18 protein-coding genes are annotated in these 17,472 nt (G+C 50.4%); 3 read left to right on the top strand and 15 right to left on the bottom strand.

Features of this window, described 5'->3' with window-relative positions; genetic code table 11:
• Window positions 1–18 precede the first annotated feature (18 nt).
• Window positions 19–426, top strand: a complete 408-nt coding sequence (locus tag WKR14_RS14835) for a CBS domain-containing protein (protein WP_071477011.1) — start codon at window positions 19–21, stop codon at window positions 424–426.
• Between the two features lie 35 nt (window positions 427–461).
• On the opposite strand, the gene WKR14_RS14840 is transcribed toward WKR14_RS14835, so the two are convergent.
• From WKR14_RS14840 to murJ, 13 genes are all read right to left on the bottom strand, one after another.
• Window positions 462–761, bottom strand: a complete 300-nt coding sequence (locus WKR14_RS14840) for a TapY2 family type IVa secretion system protein (RefSeq protein WP_101055534.1) — start codon at window positions 759–761, stop codon at window positions 462–464.
• Window positions 758–1,153, bottom strand: a complete 396-nt coding sequence (locus WKR14_RS14845; RefSeq protein ID WP_039034878.1) for a type IV pilin protein — start codon at window positions 1,151–1,153, stop codon at window positions 758–760. Before WKR14_RS14845 ends, WKR14_RS14840 begins: the two co-directional genes overlap by 4 nt.
• Before the next feature lie 8 nt (window positions 1,154–1,161).
• The gene (locus WKR14_RS14850; protein ID WP_339086684.1) at window positions 1,162–2,940 is read right to left on the bottom strand and encodes a pilus assembly protein; all 1,779 of its coding nucleotides are present in this window, start codon (window positions 2,938–2,940) and stop codon (window positions 1,162–1,164) included.
• Window positions 2,940–4,532, bottom strand: a complete 1,593-nt coding sequence (locus WKR14_RS14855; protein WP_339086686.1) for a hypothetical protein — start codon at window positions 4,530–4,532, stop codon at window positions 2,940–2,942. Before WKR14_RS14855 ends, WKR14_RS14850 begins: the two co-directional genes overlap by 1 nt.
• Window positions 4,529–4,987 carry a PilX N-terminal domain-containing pilus assembly protein gene (locus tag WKR14_RS14860; RefSeq protein ID WP_039034932.1) on the bottom strand — a complete coding sequence of 153 codons (459 nt, stop codon included), beginning with the start codon at window positions 4,985–4,987 and terminating at the stop codon, window positions 4,529–4,531. The genes WKR14_RS14855 and WKR14_RS14860 overlap by 4 nt, the downstream gene beginning before the upstream one ends.
• 10 nt (window positions 4,988–4,997) lie before the next feature.
• The gene (locus WKR14_RS14865; protein WP_339086688.1) at window positions 4,998–5,972 is read right to left on the bottom strand and encodes a PilW family protein; all 975 of its coding nucleotides are present in this window, start codon (window positions 5,970–5,972) and stop codon (window positions 4,998–5,000) included.
• Between the two features lie 4 nt (window positions 5,973–5,976).
• A complete protein-coding gene (pilV, locus tag WKR14_RS14870; RefSeq protein WP_226564511.1) occupies window positions 5,977–6,522 on the bottom strand; it encodes a type IV pilus modification protein PilV in 546 nt (181 codons plus the stop codon).
• 255 nt (window positions 6,523–6,777) lie between these two features.
• Window positions 6,778–7,731 (bottom strand): 4-hydroxy-3-methylbut-2-enyl diphosphate reductase, encoded by a 954-nt coding sequence (gene ispH / locus WKR14_RS14875; protein WP_039034882.1) that lies wholly within the window; start codon window positions 7,729–7,731, stop codon window positions 6,778–6,780.
• Between the two features lies 1 nt (window position 7,732).
• A complete protein-coding gene (fkpB, locus tag WKR14_RS14880) occupies window positions 7,733–8,155 on the bottom strand; it encodes an FKBP-type peptidyl-prolyl cis-trans isomerase (protein ID WP_025887209.1) in 423 nt (140 codons plus the stop codon).
• A 5-nt stretch (window positions 8,156–8,160) separates the two neighbouring features.
• A complete protein-coding gene (gene lspA, locus WKR14_RS14885; protein ID WP_101055523.1) occupies window positions 8,161–8,676 on the bottom strand; it encodes a signal peptidase II in 516 nt (171 codons plus the stop codon).
• Window positions 8,677–8,687: 11 nt separating this feature from the next.
• Window positions 8,688–11,513, bottom strand: a complete 2,826-nt coding sequence (ileS, locus tag WKR14_RS14890; RefSeq protein ID WP_339086692.1) for an isoleucine--tRNA ligase — start codon at window positions 11,511–11,513, stop codon at window positions 8,688–8,690.
• A gap of 33 nt (window positions 11,514–11,546) precedes the next feature.
• Window positions 11,547–12,482, bottom strand: a complete 936-nt coding sequence (gene ribF, locus WKR14_RS14895; RefSeq protein WP_039034885.1) for a bifunctional riboflavin kinase/FAD synthetase — start codon at window positions 12,480–12,482, stop codon at window positions 11,547–11,549.
• Window positions 12,483–12,547: 65 nt separating this feature from the next.
• Complete coding sequence (murJ, locus tag WKR14_RS14900; RefSeq protein ID WP_101055598.1) at window positions 12,548–14,107, bottom strand: murein biosynthesis integral membrane protein MurJ; 1,560 nt, start codon at window positions 14,105–14,107, stop codon at window positions 12,548–12,550.
• A gap of 255 nt (window positions 14,108–14,362) precedes the next feature.
• Between murJ and rpsT the strand changes: the two genes are divergently transcribed.
• Window positions 14,363–14,629: a 30S ribosomal protein S20 gene (rpsT, locus tag WKR14_RS14905; RefSeq protein ID WP_025011908.1), complete on the top strand. Its 267-nt coding sequence runs from the start codon at window positions 14,363–14,365 to the stop codon at window positions 14,627–14,629.
• Between the two features lie 63 nt (window positions 14,630–14,692).
• Here the strand turns inward: rpsT and WKR14_RS14910 are convergent, their stop codons facing one another.
• Window positions 14,693–14,989: an ArsR/SmtB family transcription factor gene (locus WKR14_RS14910; protein ID WP_025011907.1), complete on the bottom strand. Its 297-nt coding sequence runs from the start codon at window positions 14,987–14,989 to the stop codon at window positions 14,693–14,695.
• Window positions 14,990–15,124: 135 nt separating this feature from the next.
• Here WKR14_RS14910 and WKR14_RS14915 point away from each other — a divergent pair, with 135 nt between their 5' ends.
• Window positions 15,125–16,528 carry a M28 family metallopeptidase gene (locus WKR14_RS14915; protein ID WP_101055517.1) on the top strand — a complete coding sequence of 468 codons (1,404 nt, stop codon included), beginning with the start codon at window positions 15,125–15,127 and terminating at the stop codon, window positions 16,526–16,528.
• A 75-nt stretch (window positions 16,529–16,603) separates the two neighbouring features.
• On the opposite strand, the gene yaaA is transcribed toward WKR14_RS14915, so the two are convergent.
• A complete protein-coding gene (gene yaaA / locus WKR14_RS14920; RefSeq protein ID WP_165565426.1) occupies window positions 16,604–17,380 on the bottom strand; it encodes a peroxide stress protein YaaA in 777 nt (258 codons plus the stop codon).
• Between the last annotated feature and the right edge of the window lie 92 nt (window positions 17,381–17,472).

Genomic DNA, 17,472 nt, shown 5'->3' on the forward strand with positions numbered 1-17,472 from the left:
AGGTTATGGAGGATCCCTATGCAGCTCTGCATCGCCGATATCATGATCACCCGGGTTGTCACAGTGGAAATGGACGATCGCCTGAGTGTGGCCAAAGAGATATTTCATCATGCAGGCTTTCATCACTTACTGGTAGTGAATGATGAAGGCAAGCTGGAAGGCGTCCTGTCCGAGCGGGATCTGCTGCGAGCCTTAAGCCCCAACCTTGGCAGCGATACCGCCAGCAGCAGAGATCTGGAAACCCTCAATAAGCGGGCACACCAAGTAATGAGCCGTAACCCTGTAACCGTTGCGCCCCACGTAGGCCTGGCGCAGGCTTCCAGGCTCTTATTGGAGAAAGATATAGGTTCACTGCCGGTACTGGAAGACGGCGAAATTGTCGGTATAGTGACCTGGAAGGATCTATTACGAGCCTATTGCTGTTAACCCGAACAAGCTCAAGTGTCATGACTTAGGGAAAGTTATCTTAGAGTCATCTCATCCAACTTACGGGCCTTCTCAGAGCTGAATGCTTCCTTGAGCAACACACACTCTCTGGCTTCCCTGATAAAGTAACGCTTACCGCGGGCATCCTTTAACGACTTACCGCTCAAACGTGCCATAAATAGCTGCTGCTTGTCCAAGTCCCAGCGATAAAAGGCGATTTGCTCTCCCTTACTGGTAATCAAGTGACACTTAACATCCTGCCGATCGGCGGCTTGGGCTGTAAATAGCATACCGGGCAGCAGCAGGAGCAAACCATATTTAATTGATCTAATCATTTCCAACACTCCGTTGAAGCACCACTTTTAATCCCGGCATCGGTCAAGGTCAGCGTTTTACACTTACTGTCGCGGCTGGCCTGCGCTCCTTGTGCCGTTGCGGTCAGGGTGAAATCCGCGGTGCCGGTTGACGCGATACTGTAATGACCATTCTCAGTAATAAAGGGACTGGCATTGAGCCCCAGTTTGGTCATATCCGTGGCATAAGTGCGATTATCCAAATAGTATTGCTCCTGCAGATTGGCCAGTCGCATCAAGGCCGCATGAGCCTCGGAGCGAGTACTCTTGGCAATGTACTGCACATAAGATGGATAAGCGATAGACGCCAGTATGCCGATAATGACCACAGTGATCATGACTTCTATCAGGGTAAAACCCGCTGGTCTTTTCATCTCTTATCCTACTCATTTACATGGTAATAAATCTTGTTGGTAGTCAGACCCGTCTCCAATGCCACTGTACCTGAACAGTTTTCACCGGTTTCATCACACTCACCGCGACCAATAATCAAGGCAGCATCTGGATTGTCCGGATTATCCGGATCATCAGGATCTTTGGGCGGGGTAATAATTTTGGGCGGCTGAGGAATACAATCTTCACACACTTCCAAAAACTCATAATTGTAACGCCCACCTTTATGCAGGTCATAGCGGTATAAACGCCCAGTCGAGGAGATAAGACAACTGTCTGCTGTTTCCGGTGTTGTTTGCGCGGGTACAAAGGAGGTGAAATAAACGTCACCCTTAATAATGGCCGAAGGCGACAGGCTCTTTTCCCCGGCAATGGAGAAATTACGGAACCAACCCAGCTTGGTACCAAATTCAATATTCTCACTGTCGCTGCTCGGAGCCGCCGATGTCACGTCATAGAGGTTGGTCAAGGTAATGGGACTAGGAACAGTCGCGCCGGAGCCGCCAAAAGTCTTGGTCACCACATGACGATCCTGTAGCACAAAGAACATATCCTCCACGGCGCTGTCCAAAGGTGAGGCCCGGTTACCACTGCCCAAAGTCACAGCATCGTAAGGTACATTTTGATAGGCCGTAGTCGTGCTGGTATTACCATCAGCATCTGTCACTGTCACCTGGGTGACATTGGTAAATACCGTCTGAGCAACCACTGGTTCATAGAAAAAACGACGATCAGAAGAAGCCAGCGCACCTCCCAAAGAGGCAAACTTAAAGCCACTCCAACTGGCTGTATTTTCAGAGGGCATATCCATGCGCCAGACATTACCGCCAAGGTCTGCGGCATACAGCCTGTCAGTTGCGCCATCGCTGTTGCTATCGAGGGTGGCAATTGAACCGGCAATACTGTGCTCTATGCCGGTCAAAGCCGTGTTGCCATCAACACCAAAGCTATGCTCGAGTTTCCCGGTTTCGGCATTGACCAGGTACACATTGCGGCCATCTGAGTTACTGCCTGTGTTGGCGTCATAGCCCAGATTGTAACCGCCACCGAAAATCACTACAGGGGTATCCAAACCCGGCACCTTAGTCACAACAGGTGTCGACCAAGTTTGTCCCAAGTTTGCAAAACCGGCGCTACTGCTGTCAATCCGCCACATCAGTATAGGTGAATCCGGTGCGGTAACATCGAAGCCATAGTAAGCACTCCCGCCCCGACGCATACCGAAGAATAGCCAGGCCTTGGTAATAACACCCGACTCATTGCGCTCCAAATAGGAAACCGGCGAACCATCTATGCCATAAACACTGTGGCCATTGGCATAACTGTTCTCCCTGAGCTCCTGCACATTACTGAGAAACTCATAGGGCATAAAGGCCCAACTCTCTTCAACACTGCTACCTGTATCTTTAAAGGCATGCAACATACCATGGTTGGTGCCAACGAAAATGCGCACATTGGTGCTATCACCGCTACTAAAATCAATGGCTAGTGGTTGCGAGTGCATGGGGTCACCCATGATATCGCCGCGAACCCCATTATAATCGTCAGAGGTAAACTCGTCATTTTCATCTATATCGACATTTTTCCCCTTGATCCACTCAAAGGCTTTTTCAAGCTCAGCGCTTTCAGTACCGGCGGCCACACTCATGTTCATATGGGCCAACAAGTCAATGTCACCACCGGCATAGCTGGAAGCCTGGTTCTTACTCAAAATTGCCAGGTCACCACCTACCTTGATGTTACTGTAGATAGTACGGCTATCAGGCACTATGGTTCTGGCCGCCCCGCCTTCCTGTACATCGTTACCATCAGGGTCCGAGTTGGGTCAGCATTACTAAAGGCCACCCCGGGCGCCGAAAACCTTTGGCCTTCATCCGTGATACTGTCAAGCACATTACTGAAGGCTTGCTGCAAATCGGCCACACTGTTGGCGGTATAATAATGGCCGTTACCTCTCCTGGCCGTCTCTTCCAGCAAAGGCTCAGCGGCAGAACCTTCCTCGAGCGCAAAGCCTATAGTGTGAGTCACCACCCGTTGAAACTTTTCCGTATCCGGCAGTATATCGTTATGCGCCATATAGCTGGCCAACGCCGGCAGATAGCTGATTTCTTCGCCATTATTACCTATGAAAGTATAAGGAAAGTAATTTCCCTCGTCATTCGCCTCATTGACAAGAGAAGTAATCTTATCGTTAGCCGAAGCATCCAAGGTAGGCACACCATCGGTAATATAAATGATATAAGCAATATCACTACAAACACTCATTGGAGACAGGTAACTACCATTATCCTCTACATTTGTATCGTATGGGGGTCGATTAGGAGTGTAATGTATGCCATTCCCATCATACTTAAAGTCACTATGACCAAAAGTAATGGGGCCACCACTGAAATACTGATAGGCTTCAAACAAAGTTTCACAAAGTGGAGTGTTGGTTTCAGCCGGTAGATTTTCAATTGTATTAAGCAGAACGTCTTTCTGTGATGCGGTGCGATTACGAATACCGGCAATGATTCGGCCGCCATCTCGCTGCCCTTCCACATCATAATTCATATTAAATACTGCCAGGCCGAAATCAACCGACGGCATAGAGCTAATCACCCCGGAAATCGCAGTTTTTGCAATATCCAACCGGCTAAGATCCTGAACATCATCCAGTAAATCGTTCTTATAGCGGGTATACCAACGTAGATAATTATCTGTGTAAAGAGTTACCAACTCACCTTGATTGAAGCCAAGTTTTTCAGCATTTTCCAACGCCGCAGCATCTGTACCACCATATGGCTGATAATTTTTATTATTTCCAACGCTATTTTGAGGGTAGCCATTAGGATACACGTCATTATTGCTTGCGTTATCTCCTGCAATATCTTCCCAGCAATCAATCGGGTTGTTCCTTTCTGCACCACTGTTTTCCTTAATAGGTTGCCAAGTACCCGCGCCGTTGCCGGAAAACACAAACTCCCGGATATAACCGGTAAAACGACCATAAGTATCCAGAGCTTCTTGGGCTACAGCGCAACCATTAAGAAGCTGATTGAAGCGGCGCGACTCCGAGGGGCTGTCCGGTACGGGTAATGCGCTTTCATCCATTCCGGAGCCAACGGTAAAGTAGATCAACCGCTCATCATAGGAATGGGAAGAACCTACGGGAAGATACTCTTTTGTAGGATCATACCCACCTGGCACTCCTGTTTCTATAGTATCCATGGACGCTGAGTTATCAAAGATAATCAACACCTTGGCTCGCCCTTGATTAGGAGGAGGTATCAGGTATAGGTCTGTATCATCGGCAGAAACCTGCCCGGAAGAGCCCACCAGCACAAACAACAAACCGCATAAACACTTTTTGAGTTTCATGATCCGCTCCCGTTAAGCACTTCCTGCTCAACCCCTTCGATAACTGTCAGTTGTCCAAGATTATCCCGCCCATACTGCACTTGGCTTGAAACCTCAACTCGCCGGCACTTGATAAGATCTGTACCGCTGGCAGCTCTGCTCCGTTGACAGGCAACATTCTTGGCGTCCACAGTGCCATCACTCTTCAATGGCAAAGGTGTCAAAACCTGACTACCACCCAAAAAACTATTATCATCATCAACCGCTGTCATCGTTGCCAATTCTGCCTGGCTCTTGGCGTTCAATACCGCCTGCAGCCCACCATCGGCCAAGGCTTTGGCTTCCACCCGCTCGGCACCGGCGCCGGCCATGCGCAGCGACTGACTGGAGTTAACCGCCAGTGCCACACCAATTAAGGTCAAAATAATCAGGAGGATAAGTGCAAAAAAAAGTACAACTCCCCGCTGCTGCCTTATTTTCATCTACTTAATTCCTTATCAACACCGGGTTTTCAAGTACCACAGTGGTCGAAACCACCTTACGGCGGAAGTGATCAGGTTTTACATTGTCATTCTCGTCTGGCCATGGGTATGTAATTGTTTTATCACCTATTTGATAGGTATTCTCATTTGTATATGCCTTGTCCTCTGCAACTGAACGTACCAGTAAAAAGACTCTCAAGGCCACAATTCGCTGAAACAGCTGGTTATCCCACATTAGATCCGTCACACTCTGCACCGGCATAAAGCTATCGGCCGTGTCATCACCATCCTCATCAAACCCATAGAGAATGCGCATATTCTCTATGCCTTCGACCAAGGGTTCGTCCACATCCATTCCACTTTTAGAAAGTGATTTACGGGTCAGAACCGGCACGCCGTTGTTGTCTTTGATAAAGTAGACATGGTGTTGATATTCCCACACCCTTTGGTTTTCAAGGCCAGGATCTGTATCGTTAAAAAACACCGCCTGGCTGGCCGTTGTCGCTACCCGAAAACCACCGCCGGTACCGGGAGGCCCCACCAGACGTTTAATCTGAATCACATCTGTCCCATCAATCACTGAACTGACACAGCTCAGTGAACCGGTACTCACCCCGGCCTCATAGCCCCAAAGACGTCTGAAGTGGGCAGGTTTATCATTAGGCAGAGTGGCGTTGTTGAGCCCCTCGCCGGAGCAATCTGTCCCAACTGTATTATCGACCCGAGTGTTGGTATCCAGCACAAAGTCTGTACCCGTCATATCTCCGAAGAAACCTACCTGGCTCAGATCCGGCACCATGATAGCCAGCGCGATACGGCCATTTTCCTGCAACTGATTGAACTGCCCTGTGGTAGTAACATTGGTGGCAGACATACTGAACATGGCAAACAAACCTAGCGTCAAAAACAGGCTGATAACCATGCCCACCATGAGTTCAACCAGAGAAAAGCCCGACTGCTTTGAATTTGTCACACTCATCGCCTTAACCTTGGTTAATCACAGTCTTGAGGATAAAAACCCGCCGACGCTTCCCCAGGCTATCGCCGCAGTCAGTCGCTTCATAGGCGGTGCCGGCGGTTTCCTGAATGCCTCGCCATGCCATCACGATAGTGACATCACTGCCATCGACAGTCAGACAAGCAGTGGCGCTATCGAGGCCGCCGACATTCCGGCTATCTGCCTTTTCAGCAGCGCCGGTAAAGAGCTCCTGCCATTGGTAAAGATCCCAAGCCAAAGTCTCGGCAGTAGTGCAGGTCACAGTGGCGCCAAGGCCCACATCACAGGATTTTGCCGGGGCAGTTTCGCCCCCATCATAGGAGCCCTCATAACTACTCAAAACCTTGTTATTGAGCTTCATTCGATTGAGGATATCGTTGGCAAAGTAAGCCGCCTGAGTCTGTTGAAATGATTCAAAGCTGGCACGCTTGGCTACTATATGTAAGTTAAATATCCCGATAAGCCCTATCACCAAAATGACGAGCGCTACCATAACCTCAATCAGAGAGAACCCCTCCCTGCGTTTTTTCATAGGTGTCAAATCTCCAGACAGCGCCATGTTTTTGACAATAAATTCAGCCTATTAGTTCTTTAATATCTTATAGTTAGCTAAACGCAACAATAATACCTGTTAATGATAGTTGAGTCGAATGTAAATCGCCAGTAACAAGTATCGCTAATAAATTCAAGCCTGATAAGAAGTATTTTTTCCATAAAAAAAAGAGGCTTAGATAGCCTCTTTTTAAAATGCTGTTCGCTTAACTAAGCGCGATAAACTCGCAGTTTCTTACCTTAGCTCAACCGGCACGGCAAATACGGTATCTTCCTTGCGCCCTTCCACTTCGGTCACCACGCTCGGCGCCAGTTTGGCTATAGCCTCAACAACCTGCTGCACCAACACCTCAGGAGCAGAAGCCCCGGCGGTAACCGCAACCTTGCTGACACCATCAAACCACTCACGTTCTACATCATCGGCATTATCGACCAGATAGGCCTGAGTGCCAGATTTGAGCGCCAGTTCCCGCAGTCTGTTGGAGTTGGAGCTGTTTTTGGAGCCAACCACAATCAGCAAGTCCACATCCTGGGCCATTTTACGTACCGCATCCTGACGGTTTTGGGTCGCATAACAGATATCGTCTTTCCTGGGCCCTTCAATCGAAGGGAATCGCTTCTGCAGCGCGGCAATAATATCCAGGGTATCATCCACCGACAGCGTGGTTTGGGTAACAAAGCAAAGGTTGTCCGGCTCTTTCACCTGCAATGCATCCACGTCGGCCGGAGACTCAATAAGATAAACACCGCCCTCCGGGTTATCGTACTGCCCCATGGTGCCTTCCACTTCGGGATGGCCGGCATGACCGATAAGAATGCACTCAATCCCCTTGCGGCTGGCACGAGTCACCTGCAAATGCACCTTGGTGACCAGAGGACAAGTGGCATCAAACACCTTAAGACCACGACGCTTGGCCTCATTGCGCACCGCCTGCGACACCCCATGGGCACTGAAAATCACTATGCTGTTGTCGGGCACCTGATCCAGTTCATCGACAAAAATCGCCCCGCGCTGCTTGAGATCTTCAACTACATAACGGTTATGCACTACTTCATGGCGCACATAGATAGGCGGGGAAAAGAGTTCCAGCGCCCGTTCCACTATGCTGATAGCCCGGTCAACACCGGCACAGAAGCCTCTGGGGTTGGCCAGCAATATGTTAAGACCGGTAGATTTTGCTACTGACATATCAAAGCTCCTGCAATACTTCCAGTTCGAAGGTCACCTGATGGCCCGCCAGCGGATGGTTAAGATCGACTGTGACAGAATCACCGGCTATCTCCCGCACGATTCCGGGTATTTCACTACCGCCAGGGCCAGCAAAGCTGACAATAACACCGGGTTCCAGCGTCATATCTGCCGGAAATCGGCTGCGATCCAGATGATGAATGGCATCGGGATTGGACTCGCCGAAAGCATCGGCAGGGGCCAAGGTAAAGCTGTGATTATCGCCGGTTTTCAGCTTAAGGAGCTCAGCTTCAAACGCCGGGCTCAAACTGCCGTCGCCAATATTGAGCCTGGCAGGTTTACCGGAGGCTTTGGTACTGTCGGCGGTCGAACCGTCTTCCAGCAGGATATTCAGGTGGCACAAGAGGGATTTTACATCAGACATCTGCGTTACTCCTTGGCTTCATTCTGCTTGGAAGCGGCCTTGTCACCGCCGAAAAATGAATCCCAGATGATCAGGACTGCGCCAACACAAATAGCCGAGTCAGCGATATTGAATGCCGGATAGTGGCTGGTTTTCCAGTAGAAATCGAGGAAATCCACCACAAAACCATGCATCAGACGATCGACAAGATTTCCCAGCGCGCCGCCAATCACCAGAGTATAAGCCAGGTTTAGGCGCCACAATCCAGCCGATTGCCGTCTAAGCCAAACGGTCAGCAACACACTGAAGCCGACGGCGACGGCGGTGAACAACCAACGCTGCCAGCCACCGGCATCACTAAGGAAGCTGAAGGCTGCGCCGTAGTTGCGCACATAGGTCAGATTAAAAAAAGGCAACAGCTGCACCGACTCATACAGCTTGAAGTTACCCAATACCCACTGTTTGGACAGCTGGTCAGCCAAAAAAGCCAACACAGCCACCCAATACCAGCGCAGGCCACTTTGTTTCCAGTCTGCGGGCATGTTTATTATCCTCAGGCGAACAGGCGTTGTTCACCTTCTCCTTCGATATTGGTCACACAGCGGCCACACAGCAGTGGATGCTCAGCGATCTGGCCAACGTCTTCTCTGTGGTGCCAGCAGCGGTCACACTTGGCCGCTTCGGACTTGGCGACGCAGAGCTTAAGTGATGCCAGTTCAGTTTCACGGGCATCGGCAGGTGCATCGGCAAGCGGCTTGACCACAGCCTTGGAGGTCAGCAGCACAAAGCGCAGCTCGTCACCCAGTTTGGCCAAAGCTTCAGTCAGCGCTGCATCGGCAAACAGAGTTACCTCGGCTTCCAGCGCGCCGCCGATCAGTTTATCGCGGCGGCCCTGCTCCAGCGCCTTGTTGACTTCATCACGAACCTGCAGCAACTGAGCCCAGTATTCATCACTCAGATCTGAGTCCAACTGTACGGCCTTGAGGCCCTGGAACCATTCCTGAGTAAACACATAGGCGTCACGCTTACCCGGCAGCAACTGCCAGATTTCATCGGCAGTGAAGCTGAGGATAGGGGCAACCCAACGCACCATGGCTTCGGCAATCAGATACAGAGCCGACTGACAACTGCGACGGGCGTGACCATCACGCTTGGCGGTATACTGTCTGTCCTTGATGATATCCAGATAGAAGCTGCCCAATTCAACCGAGCAGAATTGCATCAGCTTCTGGGTCACTATGTGGAAGTTGTAAGCATCATAGGCTTCCAACAACTCTTCCTGCAGCTTGGCAGCGCGGCGCACCACCCAGCGATCCAGCGCCACCATGTCTTCGATGGCGATCATGTCTGTCTCTGGCTCAAAACCGCTCAGGTTGGCCAGCAGGAAGCGGGCTGTGTTACGGATACGGCGATAAGCATCGGCGCTACGGTTGAGGATCTCATCGGATACCGTCATTTCACCGCTGTAGTCGGTAGAAGCCACCCACAGACGCAGAATATCGGCGCCCAGTTTGTTGGTTACCTGCTGTGGTGCAATCACATTGCCGATAGACTTGGACATCTTGCGGCCCTTGCCATCCACGGTAAAGCCGTGAGTCAGTACCTGCTTGTAAGGAGCCTTGCCGTTCATGGCAGTTGAAATCATCAGTGATGACATAAACCAACCACGGTGCTGATCCGAGCCTTCCAGATAGAGGTCAATTCCCTGCCCCTGGAATTCAGGGCGGGCGGCAACCACTGATGAGAAGGTCGAACCTGAGTCATACCAAACATCCAGAGTGTCGGTCACTTTGCGGTATTGGGCCGCATCTTCACCCAGGATCTCAGACTCATCCAGATCCCACCAGGCTTGAATGCCCTGCTGCTCAATGCGATGAGCAACACGCTCCATCAAGGCCACGCTGTCTGGATGCAGCTCTTCGGTTTCCTTGTGAACAAACAGAGTGATAGGCACGCCCCAGGTACGCTGGCGCGAGATACACCAGTCAGGACGGTTCTCGACCATCTTCTCAATCCGGCTCTGTCCCCAATCCGGGATCCACTGAGTTTGCTCAATTTCACCCATGGCTTGAGCACGCAGCCCTTTGTTATCCATGGAGATAAACCACTGCGGTGTGGCGCGGAAGATAATAGGAGTCTTGTGGCGCCAGCAGTGAGGGTAGCTGTGACGATAAGCTTCGCGGTGCAGCAAGGCACCTTTTTCCTGCAGCAGCGCTACAATTTCATCATTGGCCTTGAACACGTGCTTGCCGGCAAACAGCGGGGTATCTGCCTTGTAAACGCCGTTATCACCCACAGGGTTAGCCACTTCCAGACCATACTGCTGGCCAACCACAAAGTCGTCCTGACCGTGTCCAGGGGCAGTGTGTACCACACCGGTACCGGATTCTGTGGTCACGTGATCGCCAAGAATCGCCGGTACACTGAAATCATAGAAAGGATGTTGGAACTGCATCAACTCAAGCTCGGCACCTTTGGCACGACCAAGGATCTGATGGCTCTTAACGCCATAACGGGCGATACAGCTTTCCACCAAGGCTTCCGCCAGAATAACGGCTTGCTTGGCGCCGTCTTCAGACTCTACCTCTACCAGCACATAGTCCAAATCCGGGCTCAGAGACAGTGCGCGGTTGGCAGGCAAGGTCCAGGGAGTAGTGGTCCAGATAACCATGGAGACTTGGGCTTGGTAGGCGTCAACACCAAAAGCGGCCAGAACCTTAGCCTTGTCCGCAGCGGTAAAGGCCACGTCTATAGCCGGTGAAGTCTTGTCTTCATATTCCACTTCGGCTTCGGCCAGGGCAGAACCACAGTCGGTACACCAATGCACCGGCTTAACCCCTTTGTGCAGGTGGCCGTTATCAATCACTTTGGCCAATGAGCGAATGATGTTGGCCTCAGTGCTGAAATCCATGGTCAGGTAAGGTTTAAACCAGTCACCGAGCACACCGAGACGGATAAAGTCATTGCGCTGACCATCCACCTGTTTGGCGGCATACTTACGGCACTCGTCACGAAACTCGGCAGCAGAGATTTTCTGCCCTGGCTTACCCACTTTCTGTTCTACCTTGAGTTCAATCGGCAGACCATGACAATCCCAACCGGGAACGTAAGGCGCATCAAAGCCAGACAAAGTCTTGGATTTGATAATAATATCTTTGAGGATCTTGTTAACTGAGTGACCAATATGAATATCGCCATTCGCATATGGAGGGCCATCGTGCAGAACGAAAAGCTTGCGGCCAATACGGCTATCACGGATCTGTTGGTACAGATTCTCCTCGGTCCAGCGTTTCAACATCTCTGGCTCGCGATTTGCCAAATTACCACGCATCGGAAACTCGGTTTCCGGCAAATTCAAAGTTGATTTATAGTCGCTCATTGATCCTAATACCATTAATTTAGCTAAGAGAGCTCAGCCTGCTTCATTGCTGAGTAAGGCGCGAGCCTCATCAGCGTCATTCATTATTTGTTTCTTAAGTGCCTCAAGGGACTCGAACGGTTTCTCGTCACGGATCTTGGCCACTAATTCCACTTCTACTTTACGCCCGTAGAGGTCACCGTCAAAGTCAAACAGGTGCACTTCCAACTGGCAGTTTTGTCCTTGAACCGTCGGGCGAAAACCCACATTGGCAACACCATCGTATTGCTCACTGCCGTCCCACCAGAGCCTGACCGCAAAGACGCCCCTAACAGGAACCACTTTACGCTTCATAGCAATATTAGCTGTGGGGAACCCCAGCGTCCGGCCCAGCTTTTTGCCATGGGCCACCTTACCACTGAGAGTATAGGGATGTCCCAATAAACGTCTGGCCTGATCAAGATTGCCCTTGGCCAGCGCTTCTCTGACCATGGTGGAACTGACCCGGTGATCGCCAACCAAAAAGCTTTGGGTACTGACTACCGCAAAACCATGTTGTTCACCGGCTGTTCGAAGCAGTTCAAAGTTGCCCTGACGCGCCCGTCCAAAACAGAAATCATCACCAACCACCAGATACTTGACCCCAAGTTTACGCACCAGCAGCTCTTCGACAAACTCCTTGGCCGGCATTTGGGCAAACTTTTGATTGAAATTGACACACACAAGTCTGTCTATTCCCAGTTCAGCAAGCAACCTGACCTTATCACGAAGCAGGCTCAAGCGCGCAGGGGCATCCTGGCCGCGAAACAGTTCCTGCGGTTGCGGCTCAAATGTCATCAGGGTGGCGGGCAAACCAAAGTGACGCGCCTTCTTGACCAGATTGGCTATCACTTCGGCATGGCCCCTGTGTACACCATCAAAGTTACCTATGGTCAGCACACAACCGCGATGGGCCGGCAATATATTGTGTATTCCGCGAATCAGTTCCATGAAATCAATGACTGCTCAAACGTAAATTGGCGGATTATATAACAGCTCGGCAGCAGAATCAGCCCTCAGTTCCGGGCTTTGAGCCGCCACGGACGGATCCCAAGTAGTACCAGTGCCATAAAGTACCCTAAAGCACCGCCGAGTATCAGGGAAAACAGATGACTAACTCGCTCAATAAATGACCACTCAAGCCATTGAGCCTGCTCTGGTGAAAAATAGATCAGCAGGCAAACCATTGCCGCTGTTGCCAATAAAGTCTTGATAAAAAAGATAATAGTTTGCCTACTAACTCTATATACACCAGCCAGGTGCAAACCTCGATATAACAGGGCGGCGTTAAGTAAAGCAGACAGCGAAGTGGCGATCGCCAGTCCTACATACCCAAATGGCACCGCAAAAATAATATTGAAACCCATGTTGCTAACCATAGCAATGATGCCATAACGCACAGGTGTCTTAGTGTCCTGACGGGCATAATATCCGGGCGCCAGCACCTTGATCAGCATAAAACTCAACAAACCTGTGCCGTAGGCCACCAGAGAATAGGAAGCCATTTCCACGTCACTAATGCTAAAAGCGCCACGCATAAAAAGCACCATCAACATGGGCTGAGCCAATACAATCAGCCCCATCATGGCCGGTAAACCCAGCAGCAGAATGGCGCGAATCCCCCAATCCATGGTGCGACCAAAGCCCTCACCCTCGGCATTGACATGTTTTTTGGACAAGGCAGGCAAAATAACTGTGGCAATGGCGATACCAAATAACCCCAGCGGAAACTCCAACAAGCGGTCAGAATAATAGAGCCAACTGATGGAACCTGTGACCAGAAAACTGGCGATAAAAGTGTCCAGCAGCAGGTTAATTTGCGACACAGAAACCCCAAATAATGCCGGGATCATCAGAGTACGGATTTTGACCACTCCGGGATGATTCCAGCCCCATGAGGGCTTGACCAACGCTTTTTCCTGCAGCAGAAAAGGAATTTGAAACAAAAACTGAATCACACCGCCGAAGAATACTCCCCAGGCCAAACCTATTTCAGGCTTATCAAGGGTGGGGCTCAACCACAGGGCTGCAGCGATAATGGCAACATTGAGAAATACCGGGGTAAAAGCTGAAACGGCAAAGCGGCCCCGGGTATTGAGAATCGAGCCGGCCAAGGCGGTGAAAGTGATAAACCATAGATAGGGAAAGGTAATCTTCAACATTAACGAGGCCAGTTCAAACTTGGCGCCGTCAGGCTCACCATTAACCCAGGCCATAAACCAGCCGGCACCGAACAAAGCCGTCAGTATTGGCGAAGCCAGAACCCCAATCAGGGTCACTATTGTCACCAATAACCCCAAGGTACCGGCAACCTTTGATAATAAGATTTTGACTTCTTCGCTGGACTCTTTCTCCTGATATTGAGTCAATACAGGTACAAAGGCCTGAGCAAAGGCACCCTCAGCAAACAATCGCCGCAAAAAGTTAGGGATCTTATTGGCAAAAAAGAACACATCGGCACTGCTGCCTGCGCCCATCAAGTTGGCGACTACCACATCCCGTATTAATCCCAACACACGGGAAATCAAGGTCATGACGCTGACAATGGCGCCGGACCGTACCAATTTTTTGCTCAAATATTCCCCCAGAAGACTCAGGCCGCCATAAACGGCGACAAGTCTCAAAAATTCCACTTAAGCTCTGTCACATGCCAGCAATTGCTGGTAGAATTGCGCCACATCTTACACGAGTTGGGTTGAGGATAGCCAAATCAGGTTGGATTAATTTATCTTTATGATGGATATTCAATCATTGTCATTGACAAAGTGGCGAAAACCGGGCATTCTCCTCGGCCTTTAAAAGTATCAAATCCAGTTTTTAGGAGTTGCACCTTGGCTAATAGCAAGACTGCAAAGAAGCGCGCGCTTCAATCAGAAAAGCGTCGTCAACACAACGCTAGCCGTCGCTCTATGTTGCGTACCTACGTGAAAAAAGTTATCGCTGCTATCAAAGCTGGCGATCACAAAGCGGCTACTGAAGCTTTCGCTGTTGCACAACCCATTCTTGACCGTATGGCAACCAAAGGCCTGATCCACAAGAACAAGGCTGCCCGTCATAAGGCTCGTCTGAACGCTCGTATCAAAGCACTGGCTGCTTAATTCGATACAAGCATAAAAAAAACCGGCATTTGCCGGTTTTTTTATATCTGAAATTCAATAACATCAATGACAATAGATGTTATTCAACAGCTTGATGATTTCGCGCACTTCTTCACTCTTGAGCGAATAGTACACTGTCTGGGCTTCTTTGCGGGTTGCCACCAGATTGTCTTTACGCAACCAAGCCAGATGCTGAGACAAAGCCGACTGACTCAATCCCAGTTTCTTGTTCATTTCCCCAACGCACATCTCTCCCTCACTCAGGAGATAGCACAGAATAAATAAACGCCTCTCATTGGCCAGCGCCTTCAATAATACGACGGCATGGTCCGCTCGCTGCTGCATCAACTCAATATTCATGACGAGCCTATTCTCCTAATACAAACTCCGTCCCTAATATAGCCTTGCCTTACGGAGATAGTCGGGACATAAAGCACACTTTTTGTTAGATTGTTTTCAAAAATGGGACATACCTAATAAAAACAAAGGAAACACATGAAAAACTATCGAACCGCCCTGTTACTTCCACTGTTGATTTCATCACTTATTGGCTGTCAATCCCCCTCACCTTCCGATACAAATCAACTGCTTGCTGAATCATTGCAGCAAAAAGCCCTAGGTTCTGACCTCGGCTTTCAAATTGTGGAATCTTTAACAGTGGAAGTTGGCCCTCGCCTGGCTGGTAGCCCAAAAGACGCTGTGGCAGTTGCCTGGGCGGAAAAAAAGCTGCAGTCACTGGGTTTTGACCGTGTTTATAAAGAAGCAGTGGAAGTCCCGGTGTGGGAACGCGGTGAAGCCAGTGCCAGCATAGTGGCCCCCTTCCAACAGCCTCTGGTTATCACGGCATTAGGAGGTAGTGTGGCCACTCCGGCAGAAGGGATCACGGCCAAGATAGTTCGTTTCGACAGCCTGGCTGCACTTAAAGAAGCCAATCCTGATGATGTTACCGGGAAAATTGTCTTTATCGATCAGAAAACCGAGCGCCACAAGACAGGTAAAGGTTATGGCAAGAGCGTAGGTGGCCGCTCACGAGGAGCAATAGAGGCCGCGCGAAAAGGTGCCTTGGCGATAGTTATCCGTTCGATAGGTACAGATCATGACCGTATGGCCCATACCGGCACCATGCGTTATGAAGAAGGCTTAAAGCGGATCCCGGCAGCGGCCATGTCGGCGCCGGATGCGGATCTGGTCAATGCCATGCTCAAGCGATCTGCCGATATCACCCTCGCTTTAAAGATGTCACCCGAGAACAAGGGCAGTGCCATTTCCTATAACGTCATCGCCGAAGTCACCGGCAGCAGCAAGCCAGATGAAATCGTGCTGATTGGCGCTCATCTGGACTCCTGGGATGAAGGCACGGGAGCCATAGATGACGGTGCCGGGGTCGCGATTGTCACCGCTGCCGGTAAGCTTATCCAGGATTTACCGGAAAAACCTGCACGCACAGTACGTGTCGTGCTCTATGCGGCCGAAGAGATAGGCTTGGTTGGTGGTAAGGCTTATGCCAAGGCCCACGCTGCAGAGCTGGATAAACACTATATCGCCGCCGAATCCGATTTCGGGGCTGGCCCTATCTATCGCATCGACTTTCAGGTCAATGAGCAAGTGCTGCCCAAACTACAGCAACTGACCCAAGTAATGCAGCGAAACGGCGTTGCCGCAGGTGACAACAGCGCCTATGGTGGCCCGGATGTTTCCATGCTACCGGCCAGTGGCGTTCCTGTGGCGTCCCTGCGCCAGGATGGTACCGATTACTTTGACTACCACCATACCCCCAACGATACCCTGGACAAGATAGATCCCAAGGCGCTGGCACAAAACGTTGCGGCCTATGCCCAGTTCGCCTATTTGATGGCACAGTCAGAACTGGAACTGCGGCCGCTGCCTGCCAAACAGTAAATCACACACGCTTTAGAAGCAAAAAGCCGTTCAATAATGAACGGCTTTCTTATCTTTATATATCGGGACGGGGTATCAGCTCTGTTCTTCCCGCAAAAACACAGGGGAGCCTGGGCTGGACTCGGCTTCACTGTAATAATAGCCGGCGCTGTTAAATGCCTTTAATCGCTCCAGAGTCTGTTCCTCTTGCTCCAACAGGTAGCGCGCCATCATGCCTCTGGCCTTCTTGGCGTAGAAGCTTATTACCTTATACTGACCATTTTTGCAGTCTTTGAACACCGGCGTGATAATACGTCCGGCAACCTGCTTGGGCTTAACCGCCTTGAAGTACTCGTTGGACGCCAAATTCACTACAATATCATCCCCTTGCTGAGCCAATGCCTGATTAATGGCATCTGTGATGATATTCCCCCAGAAGGCGTACAGGTTACTGCCCCTGGGATTAGCCAAAGAGGTACCCATTTCTAACCGATAAGCTTGCATCAAGTCCAGAGGCCTCAACAGACCATAGAGTCCGGATAAAATACGCAGATGCTGCTGAGCCCGAGCAACCGTTTCCGGGGCAAGGCTGTCTGCATCCAGACCTGTGTATACGTCACCACGGAAAGCATAGAGTGCTTGCTTGGCATTCTCGGGGGTGAATTCAGGCTGCCACTCGGCGAATCTGGCGGCATTCAAGCCAGCAATTTTGTCACTGACTTTCATCAAAGAAGCAATATTGGCTGGGGTCAGATCCCGGCAAACCTGAATAAGCTCGCTGCTGTGCTCGAGAAACTGTGGCAGGCTGTATTCAGATACCGCCGCCGGGTTGTCATAATCCAGCGTCTTGGCCGGTGAAACCAAAATCAGCATATTCACTCCGTCTTATTTGGTATAGAACTGCCCATGATACTGGCAGTAAATAAAAAAACCACGCATTGATAGCGTGGTTTTTCCGATGGCCC

The sequence above is a fragment of the Shewanella chilikensis genome (assembly GCF_037953065.1).
Taxonomy (GTDB): domain Bacteria; phylum Pseudomonadota; class Gammaproteobacteria; order Enterobacterales; family Shewanellaceae; genus Shewanella; species Shewanella chilikensis.

What these genes read in the sequence shown, in the direction of transcription:
- WKR14_RS14835 (WP_071477011.1), top strand. Translation starts at nt 19, where the DNA reads ATGCAGCTCTGCATCGCCGATATCATGATCACCCGGGTTGTCACAGTG.
- WKR14_RS14845 (WP_039034878.1), bottom strand. Translation starts at nt 1,153, where the DNA reads ATGAAAAGACCAGCGGGTTTTACCCTGATAGAAGTCATGATCACTGTG.
- lspA (WP_101055523.1), bottom strand. Translation starts at nt 8,676, where the DNA reads ATGCCCGCAGACTGGAAACAAAGTGGCCTGCGCTGGTATTGGGTGGCT.
- WKR14_RS14840 (WP_101055534.1), bottom strand. Translation starts at nt 761, where the DNA reads ATGATTAGATCAATTAAATATGGTTTGCTCCTGCTGCTGCCCGGTATG.
- ispH (WP_039034882.1), bottom strand. Translation starts at nt 7,731, where the DNA reads ATGTCAGTAGCAAAATCTACCGGTCTTAACATATTGCTGGCCAACCCC.
- WKR14_RS14855 (WP_339086686.1), bottom strand. Translation starts at nt 4,532, where the DNA reads ATGAAACTCAAAAAGTGTTTATGCGGTTTGTTGTTTGTGCTGGTGGGC.
- fkpB (WP_025887209.1), bottom strand. Translation starts at nt 8,155, where the DNA reads ATGTCTGATGTAAAATCCCTCTTGTGCCACCTGAATATCCTGCTGGAA.
- WKR14_RS14865 (WP_339086688.1), bottom strand. Translation starts at nt 5,972, where the DNA reads ATGAGTGTGACAAATTCAAAGCAGTCGGGCTTTTCTCTGGTTGAACTC.
- yaaA (WP_165565426.1), bottom strand. Translation starts at nt 17,380, where the DNA reads ATGCTGATTTTGGTTTCACCGGCCAAGACGCTGGATTATGACAACCCG.
- ribF (WP_039034885.1), bottom strand. Translation starts at nt 12,482, where the DNA reads ATGGAACTGATTCGCGGAATACACAATATATTGCCGGCCCATCGCGGT.
- pilV (WP_226564511.1), bottom strand. Translation starts at nt 6,522, where the DNA reads ATGAAAAAACGCAGGGAGGGGTTCTCTCTGATTGAGGTTATGGTAGCG.
- ileS (WP_339086692.1), bottom strand. Translation starts at nt 11,513, where the DNA reads ATGAGCGACTATAAATCAACTTTGAATTTGCCGGAAACCGAGTTTCCG.
- WKR14_RS14910 (WP_025011907.1), bottom strand. Translation starts at nt 14,989, where the DNA reads ATGAATATTGAGTTGATGCAGCAGCGAGCGGACCATGCCGTCGTATTA.
- WKR14_RS14915 (WP_101055517.1), top strand. Translation starts at nt 15,125, where the DNA reads ATGAAAAACTATCGAACCGCCCTGTTACTTCCACTGTTGATTTCATCA.